This is a genomic window from Lentzea flava (assembly GCF_014648475.1).
In the GTDB taxonomy this organism is placed as follows: Bacteria; Actinomycetota; Actinomycetes; order Mycobacteriales; family Pseudonocardiaceae; genus Lentzea; species Lentzea flava.
Genome location: NZ_BMRE01000036.1, coordinates 21,461 through 37,955, shown reverse-complemented (window position 1 = coordinate 37,955; position 16,495 = coordinate 21,461). Strand labels below are relative to the sequence as shown.

Genomic DNA, 16,495 nt, shown 5'->3' with positions numbered 1-16,495 from the left:
CACCCGAAGGTGCCCGCCCCGTTCGTTCGTCAGGTCAGATGCCCGCGGAGGCGAGCCACTCCTTGGCGACCTTCTCCGGCTCCGGCTTGTCCGGCGACGCGAGCTTCTGGTTCAGGTCCAGCAGGACCTTCGTGTCGAGCTTCTTCGAGATGGCGTTGAGGACGTCGCGAACCTGCTGCGTCGCCTTCTTCTCGTTGATGAGCGGCAACACGTTCTGCGCGGCGAAGACGTTCTTCGGGTCTTCGAGCACCACGAACTCGTTGGCCTTGATGGCCGAGTCCGTCGTGAAGAGGTCGGCCGCCTGGACGGTGTTGTCCTTCAGGCCCGCTACGGTCAGCGGGCCGCCGACGTCGAGCGCCTTGAACTGCTTGAACTCGCAGTTGTACTTGGCCTTCAGGCCGGGCAGGCCGTCGGGGCGGTTCTGGAACTCCGGCGGGCCCCCGAACACGAACTCCTTGCAGTACGGCACGAGGTCGTCGATCGACTTCAGGCTGTACTGGGCGGCGGTCTGCTTGGTGATGACGACCGCGTCCTTGTCCTCGGCTGCGGACTTGTCGAGCACCGTGAGGCCCTGCGGCAGCGACTTCTTCAGCGCCGCGTACACCTCGTCGGGGGCGACCTCGGTCGCCTCCTTGTTGACGTGCTTGAGCAGCACGCCGGAGTATTCGGGGATCAGGTCGATCGAGCCGTCCTGCACGCCCTTGAAGTACAGCTCGCGGTTGCCGATGTTCAGCTTCTTGGAGACCTTGACCCCCTTGGCCGCCAACGCCTGCGCGTAGATCTCGGCGAGCACGGTCGACTCGGGGAAGTTCGCGGAGCCCACGACGATCGTGTCGGTCGGGGCCGGGTTGTTGTTGCCGCCCGTCAGCGGATCACCGCCGCACGCCGACAGAACCATGATCGCGGCTAGAGCCGTGGCGATGCGCTTCATGTCTTTCCTCCGGTTCCCACTGGACGCAGCCCTGGCGAGACCGTCAGCCGTTGCAGGCCGGCGAACCCCAGGTCGACGAGAACGGCGAGCAGTGCCACGAGCACCGCGCCGGCGAGCATCTGACCGAACTCCTGCAGGGCGAGGCCGTCGAAGACGAGCCTGCCGAGACCACCGGCGCCGGTGTAGGCGGCGATGGTGGCGGTCGCGACGACCTGCAGCGCGGCGCCGCGGAAACCGCCGTAGATCAACGGAAGCGCGTTCGGGATCTCGACCTTCAGCAGCACTCCCGACTCGCGCATGCCGACGCCCCGTGCCGCGTCGACCGTCACCGGGTCGACCGCGCGGATGCCGGCGTAGGCACCCGCCATGATCGGCGGGATCGCCAGCAGCACTAGTGCGACGTACACCGGGAAGTCGCCGAGGCCCGCCCACAGCACGACGAGGATCAGCACGGCCGTCGTCGGCAACGCCCGCAGCGCGTTGGAGAGTCCGACGACCACGAACCCGCCCTTGCCGGTGTGGCCGACGAACGCGCCGAGCGGGATCGCGATCACCGCGGCGATCAGCAGCGTCATCAGCGTGTAGCCGAGATGTTCCAGCAACCGCACCGGAATTCCGGTGGGCCCCGACCAGTGCGCCGGATCGAAGAGCCAGCCGCCCATCAGCTCACCTCCCCGCCCGCGCCCACGGCGTGAGCACCCGTCCGAGCACCAGCAGCAGACCGTCGGCGAGCACCGCCAGCACGACCGTCCCGATGAGACCCGCGAAGACCTTCGCTGGGTTGTCGGTCTGGTAGCCCTCGGTGAAGAGCTGGCCGTAACCGCCGAGTCCGACGAGCGCGCCGACGCTCACCATGCTGATGTTCGACACGGTCGCGACCCGCAGGCCCGCGATCGTGACGGGCAGGGCGAGCGGGAAGTCGACGGTGAGGAACCGGCGCAGCGGCCGGAACCCCATCGCGTTCGCGGCGGCGGTCACGTGACCGGGCACGGCCGACAGCGCGTCGGCGACCGAGCGGACCATCAGCGCGATCGTGTAGATCGTCAGCGGCACGATCACGTTGATCTCGTCGAGGATCTTCACGCCGATCAGCACCGGGGTGATCACGATCAGCGCGATGGACGGGATCGTGAACAGGATGTTGGCCAGCGGGAAGAGGATCGCGCGCGCCGTGGCCGACCGGCTCGCGAGCCACCCCAGCGGGATGGACAGCAAGAACCCGATCAGCACCGGTACGACGGAGAGCCGGAGGTGCACCTCGGTGACTTCCCAGAACCTGTCCCAGTTCTCGAAAATCCAGGTCACTTCGGGACCTCACCCGCCGCGCGGGCCTTCGCGAGCGCCTTGATCACGTCATCGGCCTTCACCACGCCGACCACGGCACCGTTGTCGTCGACCATCACGCCGAGCGCCGACGGCGAGCTGAGCGCGGCGTCGAGCGCACCGCGCAACGTGCTGCCGTCGTACAAAGACCCACCGGCGATCAGGTCCCGCTCGCTGACCTCGATCTCACCGTCCACACCGGACAGCCAGCCCCTGGGCCGGTCCTGGTCGTCGACGACCAGCGTCCAGTCGGTGACGGTGACGCGCTGACCGAGCTTGGCCGTGGTGACGGGGTGCACGGGCACGTCGGCGTGCAGGAACGTCAGCGTGCGGTAGCCGCGGTCCCTGCCGACGAACGAGGCCACGAAGTCGTTGGCGGGCGCGCTGAGCAGCTCCGCGGGCTTCGCGTACTGCGCCAGGTGGCCACCCGTCTGGAACACCGCGACGCGCTCGCCGAGTTTCAAGGCCTCGTCGATGTCGTGCGTGACGAACACGATCGTCTTGTCGAGTTCCGCTTGCAGGCGCAGGAGTTCGTCCTGCAGGCCTTCCCGCACGACCGGGTCCACCGCGCTGAACGGCTCGTCCATCAGCAACACGGGCGGATCCGCCGCGAGCGCACGGGCGACCCCCACGCGTTGCTGCTGACCACCCGAGAGCTGGGCGGGGTAGCGCTTGCCGAAGGCCGGGTCGAGCCCGACGATCTCCAGCAGCTCCGCCGCGCGGGCGCGGGCCTTTCGTCTGTCCCAACCGGACAGCAGCGGCACGGTCGCGACGTTGTCCAGCACCGTGCGGTGCGGGAACAGCCCGGCCTGCTGGATCACGTACCCGATGCCGCGCCGCAGCGTGGGCGGGTCGACGCTCAGGACGTCCTTGCCGTCCACCAGGATCGTGCCCGACGTGGGGTCGATCATGCGGTTGACCATGCGCAGCGACGTCGTCTTGCCGCAGCCGGAAGGACCGACGAACACCGTGATGGTGCCCGCCTCGACCGTGAGGTCGAGCTCGTCGACAGCGATGGTCCCGTCCTCGAACCGCTTGGTGACGGCCCGGAACTCGATCACCCTTCGGATCCCTCCGGTCGTGACGGCCTCCCCGATTCGGACCGCCCTGGATGCAGATCCCTGTGACCTTAACTCGTTCGGCGTACCCCGGCACAGCGTTCCAGGATGTGGCAGGCCGTATGGTTTACCGCTTGTGACGATCGACCAGGTTCGCCAGTTGGTGGCGGAGCGCGGCATCCACGCCCGCAAGCTCCGCGAGGTGTTGTCCCTGCTCAGCGAGGACTGGCACCCGCTGGCCGAACTCGTGCGCCTGCCCGCCGTTCCCCGCCGCACGGTCCAGGACCTGCTCAAGGCGCTCGGCGACGACATGGAATCTTCAGACGATCGTTACCGCATCGCGCCCGGTGTCGTCGCCGCCTATCGTGCCGAGTTCGGCATTTCCGGCGTGCGCGACCACACGGACGTGCTGCGCCAGATCCTGGTCGACATCGCCGACGTGCCGCCGCCGCTGTCCTCGTTGGACCACGTGCAGGCCACCGCCGAGACCGCCCTGAACCGCGCGGTGTGGCTGGACTCCACCTACGACCTGGCAGGCAAGCGTTTGCTCTGCCTCGGCGACCACGACCTGACGTCGCTGGCGGTCGCGGCGGTCAACCCGCACGTGTCGATCACGGTCGTGGACCTCGACGAGCGGCTGCTGGAGTTCATCGACTCGCGTGCCGCGGCGCGCAAGCTCGACGTGCGAACGTTGCACTGCGACATGCGTTTCGGGCTGCCGTCGTCGGTGCTGGAGTCGTTCGACGTCGTCTTCAGCGACCCGCCCTACACGCCAGAGGGCATGGGCCTGTTCGCCGGCCGCGCGATCGAGGCGTTGGCGGACGTCTCGTCCGGCCGCGTGCTGCTGGCCTACGGGTTCTCGGACCGGACGCCCGCGCTGGGGTTGAAGGTGCAGCAGGAACTGCAGAAGCTCGGGCTCGTGTTCGAGGCGATCCTGCCCGCGTTCCACCGGTTCGACGGCGCGCAGGCGATCGGATCGGCCGCCGATCTGTACGTGTGCAGGCCGACCGGCCGCCGCGCGGTCTCCGGCGGAACGCGGATCTACACGCACGGCGCGCAGTCCGTGGAGTCCTCCGGCCCGTCCAAGGAAGCGCTTGCCGCGTTGTCCGAACTCGCGCCGCGGCCGGAGTCCTCGCCACCGCCGAAGCCGCGCCAGGCGGGGTGGGCGGAGCCCGTCGGCAAGGGAGCGGCGTCGTTGGCCGTCGACCTGTCGGCGGACCCCGGTCCGTGGCTGCTGCGGACGCTGCTGGCGTCGTCGCCCGCCCGGCTGGCCTGCCTGGTGCCGAACAACCACCCGGCCGTGTCGTCGGCTGCGGGGCAGCAGGAGCTGCAATCGCTTGTGCGGACCCGGTTCTCGCTCAAGTTCCTGCGCAACAACCCGGACAGCAAGACGACGATCGTCGTCGCGGACCAGGTGCTCACCGGAACGCTGTCGCTGGGTGACCGCGCGGTCCGCGAGGTGCTCATGAAGGCGCATGGCAAACTGCGCAACGTCTGGCGTGAGGCCTTGATCACGGCGTCTCAGGGCGTGCTGACCAAGCGGCAGGCGGCGGAGATCGTCGACAACGCCCCGGTGCCGTCGGACGACCTCGACCTGCGGTTGATCGACCTGCCCAAGCACCGGATCGCGGCGCTGCTGCCGGAGATCTCAGCCAGCGCGCGGTATGTGGAGCGGCCCGAGAGCTAGCACCGCGCGGAACTCCTTGGGCGGCACCGGACGCGAGAACAGCCAGCCCTGGTACGCGTCCACCCCGACACCGCGCAGCACGTGGAACTGCGTGGCCGTCTCCACACCCTCGGCCACGCACCTGCGCCCCATCGCCCGCGCCATGTCCACGACCGCGCGGGCCACGGCGAAGTCCGACGAGTCGTTGCCCACACCGGACACGAACCGCCGGTCCACCTTGATGATCTGCGCCGGCAGGTCCTTCAGGCGGGCGAGCGACGAGTAGCCGGTGCCGAAGTCGTCGACGGCGAACTGCACGCCGCGCTGCACCAGCTCGTCCATCGACTGGCGGACGCGCGAGGGCAGGTCGACCAGCGCGGTCTCGACCAGCTCCAGCACCACGCGGTCCCAGGGCACGCCGGATTCCATGATCGCGTTCGACACGATGTCGACGAACTCGGGATCGCCCGGCACCAGACCCGCCAGGTTCACCGCCACGGACACCGGGCGGCCGTCGGGCGCGGGCCAGGTCGCGGCCTCCTTCAACGCCGTGCGCAGCACCCAGCGGTCCAGTTCGCGCATCAGGTCGCCCTGCTCGGCGACCGGCAGAAACACGTCAGGGGGCAGCAGGCCGCGGTCGGGGTGCGGCCAGCGCACCAGGGCCTCGGCGGTCAGCACGGCGCCGTCCACGCCGACGACCGGCTGGAAGTGCAACGCCAGGCCGTCGTGCTGTAACGCGTCGCGCAGCTGGCCTTCGAGGTGCACCTGGCGGTCCGCGGACGCGATCAGCGCCGCCGAAGCCAGCGACACGCGTCCGGCACCGTTGCGCTTCGCCTCGAACATCGCGGCGTCGGCGAAACGAAGCAAGTCGGCGCCGTTGGCCCGCGACCCGTTCGGCACGGCGGCGCCGATCGAGGCCGAGACGCGGACGAGCTGGCCGTGCACCGGAACCGCGGTCCGCAGCAACGAGGCGACCCTGGTGGCCAACGCATCCACGCCACCGACGGAGTCGATGTCCTCGCAGATGATCACGTACTCGTCGCCGGACAGGCGCGCGGCCGTGCAGCCGTCGGGCAGGCCGCCCTCCAGCCGGCGGGCCAGGGCGACCAGCAGCTCGTCGCCCGCGTCGTGGCCGAGGGAGTCGTTGACGCGCTTGAAGTTGTCGATGTCGCAGAAGAACACAGCGACCTTGGAGCGGCCGGGGCCGTCCAGCAGCTTGCCGAGCATCTCCTTCACCAGCGCGCGGTTCGGGAGGCCCGTCAGCTCGTCGTGCGTGGCCTGGTGGCGCAGGGCTTCCGCGGTACGACGGCGCTCGGTGATGTCGAGGAACACGATCAGCCAGAAGCGGCGGCCGTCGTCCTGAACGGACAGCGCGATGTGCAGCTCGCAGTAGACCTTCTCGCCATCGGGGCGGACGAGAATGCGCTGCGGGATCTTCTGCGTGCGCTCGGCCGCCCACTGCAGCGCCGGTGAGGTGTCCTCGGGGTGGGTGAGCTGCTCGGCGGTCATACCGCGCAGCTGCTCCAGCTCCATGCCGAGCAGGTCGCACAACGCGTCGTTGGCGTCGACCAGGCGCTCGGCCTCGTCGAACAGGCCGATGCCGACGGGCGTGACCGACACCAGGTCGGTGAACCGCTGCGAGGAGCGCTTCATGCGGGCCTCGGCCGCACGCTGTTCGGTGACGTCCTGGGCGGTGCCGACGGCGAGCTGCTTGCCCTGCGGGTCGTGGACGATCATGCCGTGGCAGCGGAAGATCCGCGTCGAACCGTCGCTGCGGATCACGCGGTGCTCGCACTGCACCGCGACCTCGTCGACGGCGAGCTGGCGCCACAGGTCGTCGACCCAGGCGCGGTCCTCCGGGTGCACGAGGTCGAGGTAGTACTGGTAGGTGCCGGCGACGTCCGCGGGGATGAGGTAGAGCTCGCGGAGCATGTCGGACCAGACGACCTCGCCGGTGGCGGGGTTCCACTCCCACATGCCGAGGCGGGCCGCCTGCTGCGCGTCCGCCAGTCTTCGGCGGTCGTCGCGCATCTGGCGTTCCAGCGCGCGGGCTTCGGTGACGTCCTGGATGGTGCCGTGGTAGCGCTCCACCCTGCCGGAGGGCGAGATCTCGGCGCGGGCGCGGCAGATGTAGACGCGGTCGCCGATCTCGCTGCGGACCTCGACCTCGACCGGGGCGTCGTCACGGGCGTGCAGCAGCTGGTGCCGGATCTCCTTGACGGCTTCCCTGTCGTCCGGGTGCACGCCGCTCAGCAGGTCGTCGTCCGGCGTCATGCCCAGCTCGCCGTACATCTCCATCAGCACTTCGCTGCGGTGCACGGCGCGCGTGCCGGTCTCGTAGGCCCAGCTGCCGATGCGGGCGATGCGCTGGGCTTCGAGCAGCCGCGCGCGTTCCTGGGCGAGCTCGGTGGCGGCGCGCTTGGACTCGGTGATGTCGCGGATGTAGCCGGTGATCTTGTCGAGGCGGCCGTCGTCGGTCAGTCTCGCCTCGGCGACACCGCGGATCCACCGCAGCTGCCCGTCCGGGCGCACGATCCGGTACTCGATGTCGATCGGATCGCCGGTGATCTCGCGGCCCTGCCAGTACGACTCGACCATGTCGTAGTCGTCGGGGTGCACGACGTCCAGAACGGCCTGGGCGCCCGGCACGACGGCGCCGCGTTCGACGCCGAGAAGTTCGTAGTGCGTGTCCGACCAGACGGTCAGACCGGTTTCCGGGTCGTACTCCCACGAGCCCAGCTCGGCGACCCGCTGGACCTTGCGCAGGCGGCGCTGTTCGTCGCGCAACGCGTCCGCGGCCGCCGCGAGGTCGGAGACGTCGATCAGCAGAACGGCCTGCAGTCCCGTTCCCGGGACGGCGTGCCTGGCCACGCGCACCGGCAGCTCGGTGCCGTCGCAGCGCAACAACCGCAGGTCGGACTGGGCACCGAGGAGCAGCTCACCCAGCGGGTGCCCGACGAGGTCGTCGGCTCCCTGCGCGCCGGCGAGCTCCACGGCGGCGGGGTTCGCCTGCATGACGACGCCCTTGACGTCGACGAGCAACGACGGCGCGTCGGGCAGGGTCAGCCCGTCGAGCGTCACCGGAGGCTTGGCAGCCGTCCGTGCACGGCCGTTCACCACCGTCGCGCGTCCTACCCACTTGGGCACCGGCCCACCCTCTCCCGCATCCGCCGCCCGCGGCAATTCGGGTGGGCACGACAACGGCACCCGAACGGCGGCAAACACGAACCCTCTCCTCGGGTGAACACCCGAGGAGAGGGACGGTAGCGCTTCGGAGCGTCATCGCCCACCCCTTGACGGGTTAACGAAAAGCCACGTTCGTGGTTCCGGTACTCGTCAACTTGCACAAAGGTGGCGAATGTTCGGGTTGGATCAGGCGACTCCGTCGGCCTTCGCGGCCACGGCGACAGCCGCCGCGACCTCGGGTCCGACGCGCGGGTCCAGTGCGGACGGAACAATTCGGTCTGGACCCAAATCATCTTTCGCGACGGCAAGAATGGCATCGGCGGCCGCGAGCTTCATGCCCTCGGTGATCCTGCGCGCACCCGCGTCGAGCGCCCCGCGGAAAATGCCGGGGAACGCGAGCACGTTGTTGATCTGGTTCGGGAAGTCGCTGCGGCCGGTCGCCACGATGGCGGCGTGCCGGGCGGCGACGTCCGGGTGCACCTCGGGGTCCGGGTTGGACAGTGCGAACACGATCGAGTCGTCCGCCATGCTCGCGATCAGGTCCTCGGACACCTTCGACGACGACACGCCGATGAAGACGTCCGCGCCGCGCAGAGCCACGTCGATGCCGCCGTCGAGGTTGCTCTGATTGGTGACCGCCGCGATCTCTTCCTTGATCGGGTTGAGGCCGGCGCGCCCGGTGCGGACGATGCCGCGCGAGTCGAGCAGCGTGATCTCGCCGACGCCGGCGGCGAGCAGGATCTTGGCGATCGCGATGCCAGCGGCACCCGCACCGGAGATGACCACCCGCTGGTCACCGATGTTCTTGCCGAGCACCGTGTTCGCGCCGTTGAGCGCGGCGAGCGACACGACGGCCGTGCCGTGCTGGTCGTCGTGCATGACGGGGCAGTCGAGCGCCTCGATCAGCTTCTGCTCCAGCTCGAAGCAGCGCGGCGCCGACACGTCCTCGAGGTTGACCGCGCCGAACGACGGGCGCAGCCGGACCAGGGTCTCGACGATCTCGTCCACGTCCGTCGTGTTGAGCACGAGCGGGATGGAATCGAGACCACCGAACGTCTTGAACAGCGCGGACTTGCCCTCCATGACGGGCAGGGACGCGCTGGGGCCGATGTCACCGAGGCCGAGCACGGCGGTGCCGTCGCTCACGACGACGACCAGGCGGTGCGCCCAGGTGTACTTCGCGGCGAGGCTCGCGTCCTGGGCGATGGCCTTGCTCACCCGTGCGACACCGGGGGTGTAGGCGATGGACAGCGCTTTCGGGTCAGCGAGCGAGGCGGTCGCGCCGACCTCGAGCTTCCCGCCCACGTGCGCGTTGAAGATCTCCTCGTCCGTCAGCTTCGTCGGATCGGAGTTCTCGATACGGGCTTCGTTCACTGCTGTCACGGCGTCCCTCCTGCGGTGCGGGCGGCGTAGTAGCCCCATCTGGGCTCATCACCAAACGGCGCACCGGCCCAGCGTTGTCACGCCGGGTACACGGGGCCTGGAAACTCGGTCGAGGCGCTCCGGCGAGTTGCGCCGGAAAGCCACCCGAGTGCTGCGGGTGACGGAAGTGTGGCAGGGACCCGCTCCGCTGTCTGCGGCGGGGATCACACTTTTTCCGCAGGTCAGAGGGCATGTAGCAAGACGTCCGTCCGGTTTTCTGCACCGACCGGTCGGTTTATGCAGGCAGGAAGCACCCGATCGGTCAAGAAACATTGACGCCTTAGAGTGACGGCATGCAGGCGAGTTCGCTGAAAATTGACGGCGCGTTCGAGTTCACCCCGAGGACATTCCCCGACGACCGCGGCGTGTTCGTCTCGCCGTACCAGGAGGCCGCCTTCGTCGAGGCGGTGGGGCACCCGCTGAAGGTCGCCCAGACGAACCACAGCGTCTCGCGCGCCGGGACCATCCGCGGCATCCACTACGCGGACGTCCCGCCGTCCCAGGCCAAGTACGTCTTCTGCCCGCGCGGCTCGCTCATCGACGTGGTCATCGACATCCGCGTCGGCTCCCCCACGTTCGGCCAGTGGGACGCCGTCCTGCTGTCCGAGGCGAAGTGCAACGCCGTGTACCTCCCCGAGGGCCTGGGCCACGCCATGATCGCGCTGGAAGACGACACGACCCTGAACTACCTCTGCTCCACCGCCTACAACCCGTCCGGCGAGCACGGCCTGACCCCGCTCGACCCCGCACTGGACCTGCCGTGGCCACGCGAGCTCGAATTCCTGCTCTCGGAAAAGGACAAGGCCGCGCCGACCCTGGCCGAGGCCTACGAGGCAGGCATGCTGCCGCGCTACGAGGACTGCCTGGCGCTGTACGCGTCCCTCAAAGCCTGAGCCGAGGCCGCGGCCACAGCCGGGCTTTGACGACTCCGAGCACCTCGGCGGGCCCGAGTTGCTCGGAGTCGGTGCTCGCGAAGGGGTTGTCTCCCACGACGTGCCACCCGCCGTCCACAGGGTGGGAGGCACGCTTGATCGACAACTGACCGGGTCTGCTGGCCCACCGGACGAGCACGACGTCGTTGATTTTGGGCGCGGCACCCCATCTGACCAGCACGATGTCCTCGTGGCGCAGGGCAGGCACCATCGACGGCCCCGTGACGAGCACGGTGGAGAGGCGCGGTCTCAACGATCACCCTTCGGTCAGCCGGAGTAGGGTCCTTCTTGTCGGAGCATCCACTGTTTTCATTCTGGGAGGAACGATGCGACTCGTGTCGCGCATTCTCCGCCCGCGCGTCGAGGCAACCGCGCACTGCGACCTGCCCTGCGGCGTCTACGACCCGGCGCAGGCCCGCATCGAGGCCGAGTCGATCAAGGCGGTCCAGGAGAAGTACCAGGCCAACGAGGACCCGGAGTTCCGGGAGCGCGCCGTCCTGATCAAGGAGCAGCGCAGCGAGCTCGTCAAGCACCACCTGTGGGTGCTGTGGACGGACTACTTCAAGCCGCCGCACTTCGAGAAGTACCCCGAGCTGCACGACCTCTTCAACCGCGCCACCAAGGCCGCGGGCGCGTCGGGCACGAAGGGCTCGATGGACCCGGCCACCGGCCAGGCTCTCCTCGACCTGATCGCCCAGATCGACAAGATCTTCTGGGAGACCAAGCAGGGCTGAGTTTCCCCTGGAACGGCGCCGCATCCCTCGGGACGCGGCGCCGTTCTGTCGTTTGGGTGTAACCCTCGTTTCGCGGCGTGCGATGTGACCAGATGCACACGCTGTGAGGGGCGGATTTCCGGGTGGACGACGCATGGGACTTCTTCGTGTCCTACACCGGGGTCGATCGCGCCTGGGCCGAGTGGATCGCCTGGCAGCTTGAGGAGCAGGGTCACCGGGTGCTCCTGCAGGCGTGGGACATGGTGCCCGGCACCAACTGGGTCGACGTGATGCATCGCGGGGTCCAGCACTCCGAACGCACGATCGCCGTGCTGTCCGCCGCCTATCTGAAGTCCGTCTACGGCACGTCCGAGTGGCAGGCCGCGTGGCGTGACGATGCAAACGGCGGGAGTCGGAAGCTGATCCCGCTGCGGGTGGAGGACTGCGAGCAGCCGGGCTTGCTGGGATCGATCGTCTCAGCGGATCTGTTCGGACTGGATGAGAGCGCTGCACGAAGCCAGCTGCTGCGGACGGTCCAGGGAGCGGCGACCGGACGGCTGAAGCCTGGAGAACGCCCCGATTTCCCCGGCCTTCGGGTGAAGCCGGGTTTTCCCGGTGCCCTGCCCGATGTGTGGAACGTGCCGCCGCCCAACCCCAACTTCACCGGCAGGGTCGAGTCGCTCGACCGGTTGGCCGAGGCGCTGCGCTCGGGCTCGACGGTCTCGGTGCATTCGTTGCACGGCATGGGCGGTGTGGGGAAGACGCAGATCGCCGTCGAGTACGCCCACCGCTTCGCGAGCCGGTTCGACGTGGTCTGGTGGATCCCGGCCGAGCAGCCGACGCTGATCCCGGACCACCTGGCGGAACTCGGCGTCGCGCTCGGCCTCGACGCCGACCCACCACCGACCGTCGCGCAGGTCCTCGCTGCGTTGCGGAGCAGGCAGCGATGGCTGCTGGTGTTCGACAACGCGGACGACCCGGCGGCGCTGCACCCCTACCGGCCGTCCGGAGCGGGCAGCGTTCTGATCACCACCCGCTGCGCCGGGTTCACCGCGCTGGGAAAGGTTCTGGACGTCGACGTCCTCAGCCGCGCGGAAAGCGTCGCGTTGCTGCGGCTTCGCGTGCCGTCGGCCACCGAACAGCAGGCGAACGACCTCGCCGACGTCATGGGCGACCTGCCGCTGGCCATCGAGCAGGCGTCGGCGTACCTGGAGACCACCGGACTCCCGCCCGACGAGTACCTGGCTCTCTTCGCGGCCAGATCGGTGGACCTCATCAGCCGGGGGCAGGTCCTCGGCCGGACGGAAACCCTGTCGACGCTGTGGGACATGTCCCTGGCCAAGGTGGCGGAGGAAAGTCCCGCCGCCGTCGAACTTCTCGATCTGCTCGCCTGGATGGCACCCGAACCGGTCCCGCTGGACCTGTTCGTCGGCCATCCCGACCACCTGCCTCCCGCTCTGGCCGACGCGGCACGTGATCCGCTCAGCTGGACGGACACCGTCGGCCCACTGGTCAAGTGGTTCTTCGTGCAACGGACTGATACCGAGGTGACGATCGTCCATCGCCTGCTGCAGGAGTCGCTGCGGGCCCGCCACCTCGCCGTCTCCGCCGCGGAGCCGAAGGTCTCGACGATCCGGCGGCTGCTCAGGAACGACCTGCCCCAGGACATCATCGGCGAGCCCGCAGCCTGGCCCCGATGGCGTTCTCTGCTCCCACACGTGCTCGCGGTGACGGAGCCCCAGGCGGGGCCCGCCGACGAGCACAGCGGATGGCTGCTCGACCGCGCCGCCACCTATCTGCACTTCATTTCCCGCACCGGCGACGCCATCCCGCTGTTCGAGCGAGCCGTCGCGATCCGGACGGAGATCCACGGCTCCGGCAGCCGCTGGGTCGCGGCCAGCCTCAACAACCTCGGACGCGCGCTGATCGACCAAGGACGAGTCGCCGAGGCCGTCTCGCTGCTCGAGCGCGTCGTTTCCCGGTATGAAGCCGTCTATCCCCCAGGACTCTGCTACGCCCTCGAGAACCTGGGCATGGCTTACCACTTCCTCGGCCGGTCCGCGGAAGCACTTCCTCTGCTGGAACGCGCTGTCGCGATTCGCATGGTCAGGGCCGGCTCCAGCCATCCCACGGTCGCCACCGGTCTGGGGAATCTCGGCGCGGTCCTCAGCTGGTTGGGCCGGTCCCAGGAGGCGATGCACCGCTTACAAGGCGCTTTGGCCATCTTCAACGCCACCCACGGACCCGATCACATCGAGAGCGCGTCGATCTACTGCCACATCGGTGAGCTCCTCTCCGAATCAGGCCGGGGAGAAGAAGGCAAAGACGCGATCTTGCGGGGACTCGCCATCGCGGAGTCCGCTCTCGGACCCGACCACGAATTCGTCGCCACCTGCTTGACAATCCTCGCTGAGACTCTCGAGCGGATGGGCCATGTCGATGACGCCCAGAAAGCCTGGGAAAGAGCGCGCAAGGTCCTCGAAAAGAACGGGAAAGGTGCCGCCTCCTGAGCTGGAAGCGGCACCTTGCCGAAGCTACGCGGCGTTCGCCACCTTGCCGACCACCTCGAAGCCGGTGCCGGTGGGCGAAAGCCCCTCGAACTTCAACCGAACCTGCTCCTCCCCCTCAGCCTCAGCATCGGCCACGGTAGGCACGTCGACGTCCAACGACGTCTGCCCTGCCGGAATGAAGGCCCACACCTGAAGCCCAGTGGAGGACAACGCCCGAGAGGGCAACGGTTCCTCACCGGAGTTCTCGAGGAACCACCGCGCATCAACGTCCGTTGTGGACAGTTCCGCTACGCCAGGCGCCACCGGCAGCCCCACGAGCACGAAGCTCGAATCCGCGGCCTCCGACAGGGTCAGCTTCCAGCGCAACGTCCCACCCTCAACAACACTCTCCGAGACCGGCGTGACCGACAGCGTCGGGACCGGGTCGTCGTTGCGCACCAGCAGGCCGCCGAACGCCGCGCCCACCACGGCGTTGTCGATCGCCGTGACGCCGATGGGATAGCGGGTGTCGGCGCTCCACCTCGTGTTGGCGGTGTAGGTGATCGGCACTTCCACGCGGTGCTCGCCCGGCTTCAGCGTCACGAGTTTGGTGATCGGGGTGTTGGTCTTCGTGTCGTTGTAGAAGAGCCGGACCACGCGGGTGCCGTTGCCGGTGGCGGTGACGGCCACGTTGTGGGTCACGGTGCCCGAGTCGCCCTCGTCCACCGAGATCACGGTGGCGTCGACGCGGCCGAGGCGGGCCGGCACGACGGGGACCAGGCCCTTGTCCCAGCCGTGGGCGTCGATGAGCAGCGCCTCGCCGGCGGCGGATTCGGGGACCAGTTCCAGCGACGTCGCGCGGGTCACGCCTGCGGGCAGCGGGACGCGGACTTCCTGCGCCCACAGCGCGCTCGTGCGGTCGGTGCCGGGGAGGCCCGTGACCGAGACGGCGCCCAGGGAGTGCTTCTGTCCATTTTGGTCGGTCAGAGCAACACCGAAGCGGGTGGCCTGGGTGTTCGGCGGGACGGCGAGGCGCAGCGCGAGTTGCTTCGAACCGTGCAGTGAGACGGGCTTGGCCGGGGTGATCACGCCCGGCTGGCCCGCGGCAGTCCACTTGAGAGCGACGGACTGGCGTTCCGGCTGGGTCGTGGCGAAGCGGAAGCGGACCAGGTGCGGGGAGCGAGAGCCGCACGAAGCAGCGGCATCGGCCGTGACCTGGGCGCAAACCCTTGCGCTGCCGGTAGCCCGGGTGTCAGGCGAAGGCACGACGAACGGCTTGCGGTCGCCACCGACGGCGTGCGAGAGGACGCGGGCCGGGTCGGCGGACGGGGCGCGGACGCCGGAGCCGTCGAGCAGCGGGAGCACCGACTCGTCGCGGGAGAGGAACAGGTGGGCCGACGCCGCGATGTAGGTGGCGCCTGCTGTCTGCTGCTGGTCCGCGGTGAGGCGGGTGGCGGTGCCCGGCGCGCACACCGGGTCCGGCTGCTGGCCCGGGCCGAAGTCGTCGAACGCCGGGGCCTCGGCCTGGCCGGGAGTCCACTCGCTGTTGAAGTAGTTGTGGTTCGCGCCGATCACGTACAGCGCGCTGTGCAACGCCGCGCCGCGGCTGACGCCGCGGGTCTGGTCCACGAACATCTGGCCCTGCAGGTCGGACACGTCGCCGTCGCAGCCGGGCAGGAAGGTCACGGACGGCACGTCGGGCTGCGGGTTGTGGCCGAAGATCGTCGGGCCGATCAGCACGGTGCCGCGGATGTTCCAGCGCACCGGGCCGGTGAAGCCCGTGTCGCCCGGCGGCGGGTTCAGGCTGTCGGTCGCGGCGCGGTTGACGCCCTCACCGCCGCGGGAGTGGCCCACCAGCAACACCTTCGACAGGTCGGCGGGCGGTGCGTCCTGCACGGCGGCGGGTGCGGACGTGCGGCCGTGACCAGCCCAGTCCGCCCACTTCGCCAGGTGGTGACGCACCAGCGACGAACGTCCCTGCGCGCCCGCGTCGACGGTGTTCGCGTCCTGCGCGTTGATGCCGTTGGCCGAAATCGACACCGTCACGTAGCCCTGTGACGCCAGCAGTTCCTGCGCCTTGAGGTAACCGCGGTGGCTCGGTACGACCTTCAGGCCTTCCGGGCACGGCCAGTGGCCGGTGATCTGGCTGGGGTTCGCCGGGTTGTAGCAGGTGAAGTGCCGCCCGTGCAGGAAAAGCGCGAGCGGCCGCTTGCCGGGGGCACCCTTCGGCGCCACGACAACGGCCTGCATTTCGATCGGCTGCGGATAGTCGGGCAGCTTGATCGAGTCGAGCGCGTACTCGCCCTTGGTCGTCGCGAACGGTCCCGGTTTGCCGGGGTCCACGGCGGCCTCTGGAGACAGTGCCGGAAGCTCCGGCACGGCCAGGCTCGCCGGCGGCGTGGCGGACGGCGTCACGTCCAGCCGCTTCCCCGCCGAACGCACCTGCAGTGCGCCGGGGTTCTTCAGCGGAGCCGTGAGGGTGAACGTGCGCAGGTCCGACGACTCCCTGGCCGTGCCGAGCAGCCGGTCCCCCTCCCAGAACTCGACGCCCGCGTCCGACAACGGCATCGCCGCGGGAGCGGTCCACCGGATCACGTCACCGGCCACCGCCCAGCCCGGTGACGGTGGCTCCGGCGCGGCCGCGGCCGGCAGCGCGGGTAGGACCGCGACCAGCACAGCGGGTATCAGAAGTGCGACTGTTCGGCGCATGAGTGGCCCCCTCGAAAAAGGAATACCACTCAGTTCTAGCGACGCCGCACAGCACGTGGCACGCCG

At 69.2% G+C, this 16,495-nt stretch carries 12 protein-coding genes; 4 read left to right on the top strand and 8 right to left on the bottom strand.

Going from position 1 to position 16,495, the window contains the following annotated elements; all coding sequences use genetic code 11:
- Positions 1-34: 34 nt before the first annotated feature.
- Genes IEZ09_RS31485 through IEZ09_RS31470 form a run of 4 tightly spaced genes read right to left on the bottom strand, consistent with a single transcriptional unit; the run spans position 35 to position 3,315 of the window.
- Positions 35-931, bottom strand: a complete 897-nt coding sequence (locus tag IEZ09_RS31485) for an ABC transporter substrate-binding protein (RefSeq protein ID WP_189257439.1) — start codon at positions 929-931, stop codon at positions 35-37.
- Entirely contained in the window at positions 928-1,593 is a 666-nt protein-coding gene (locus IEZ09_RS31480) for an ABC transporter permease (RefSeq protein WP_189257438.1), read from the bottom strand. The genes IEZ09_RS31485 and IEZ09_RS31480 overlap by 4 nt, the downstream gene beginning before the upstream one ends.
- Positions 1,594-1,597: 4 nt before the next feature.
- A complete protein-coding gene (locus tag IEZ09_RS31475) occupies positions 1,598-2,236 on the bottom strand; it encodes an ABC transporter permease (RefSeq protein ID WP_189257437.1) in 639 nt (212 codons plus the stop codon).
- Entirely contained in the window at positions 2,233-3,315 is a 1,083-nt protein-coding gene (locus IEZ09_RS31470; RefSeq protein WP_189257436.1) for an ABC transporter ATP-binding protein, read from the bottom strand. The genes IEZ09_RS31475 and IEZ09_RS31470 overlap by 4 nt, the downstream gene beginning before the upstream one ends.
- A 133-nt stretch (positions 3,316-3,448) precedes the next feature.
- On the opposite strand from IEZ09_RS31470, the gene IEZ09_RS31465 reads away from it, so the two are divergent.
- On the top strand, positions 3,449-4,999 hold the full coding sequence (locus IEZ09_RS31465) for a bis-aminopropyl spermidine synthase family protein (RefSeq protein ID WP_229813123.1): 1,551 nt from the start codon (positions 3,449-3,451) through the stop codon (positions 4,997-4,999).
- Here IEZ09_RS31465 and IEZ09_RS31460 read toward each other — a convergent pair.
- A complete protein-coding gene (locus IEZ09_RS31460) occupies positions 4,961-8,125 on the bottom strand; it encodes a sensor domain-containing protein (RefSeq protein WP_229813122.1) in 3,165 nt (1,054 codons plus the stop codon). The genes IEZ09_RS31465 and IEZ09_RS31460 overlap by 39 nt on opposite strands.
- Positions 8,126-8,350: 225 nt before the next feature.
- The gene (locus IEZ09_RS31455; protein ID WP_229813127.1) at positions 8,351-9,499 is read right to left on the bottom strand and encodes an NAD(P)-dependent malic enzyme; all 1,149 of its coding nucleotides are present in this window, start codon (positions 9,497-9,499) and stop codon (positions 8,351-8,353) included.
- A 380-nt stretch (positions 9,500-9,879) separates the two neighbouring features.
- Between IEZ09_RS31455 and IEZ09_RS31450 the strand changes: the two genes are divergently transcribed.
- A complete protein-coding gene (locus IEZ09_RS31450; protein WP_189257433.1) occupies positions 9,880-10,479 on the top strand; it encodes a dTDP-4-dehydrorhamnose 3,5-epimerase family protein in 600 nt (199 codons plus the stop codon).
- Here IEZ09_RS31450 and IEZ09_RS31445 read toward each other — a convergent pair.
- Positions 10,469-10,771, bottom strand: a complete 303-nt coding sequence (locus IEZ09_RS31445) for a S24 family peptidase (protein WP_268247659.1) — start codon at positions 10,769-10,771, stop codon at positions 10,469-10,471. The two genes, IEZ09_RS31450 and IEZ09_RS31445, sit on opposite strands and share 11 nt — an antisense overlap.
- A gap of 73 nt (positions 10,772-10,844) precedes the next feature.
- Here IEZ09_RS31445 and sodN point away from each other — a divergent pair, with 73 nt between their 5' ends.
- Complete coding sequence (sodN, locus tag IEZ09_RS31440) at positions 10,845-11,252, top strand: superoxide dismutase, Ni (RefSeq protein WP_189257432.1); 408 nt, start codon at positions 10,845-10,847, stop codon at positions 11,250-11,252.
- A 122-nt stretch (positions 11,253-11,374) separates the two neighbouring features.
- Positions 11,375-13,741 (top strand): FxSxx-COOH system tetratricopeptide repeat protein, encoded by a 2,367-nt coding sequence (fxsT, locus tag IEZ09_RS31435; RefSeq protein WP_189257431.1) that lies wholly within the window; start codon positions 11,375-11,377, stop codon positions 13,739-13,741.
- Positions 13,742-13,765: 24 nt separating this feature from the next.
- On the opposite strand, the gene IEZ09_RS31430 is transcribed toward fxsT, so the two are convergent.
- On the bottom strand, positions 13,766-16,429 hold the full coding sequence (locus IEZ09_RS31430) for an alpha/beta hydrolase family protein (RefSeq protein ID WP_189257430.1): 2,664 nt from the start codon (positions 16,427-16,429) through the stop codon (positions 13,766-13,768).
- Positions 16,430-16,495: the final 66 nt, after the last annotated feature.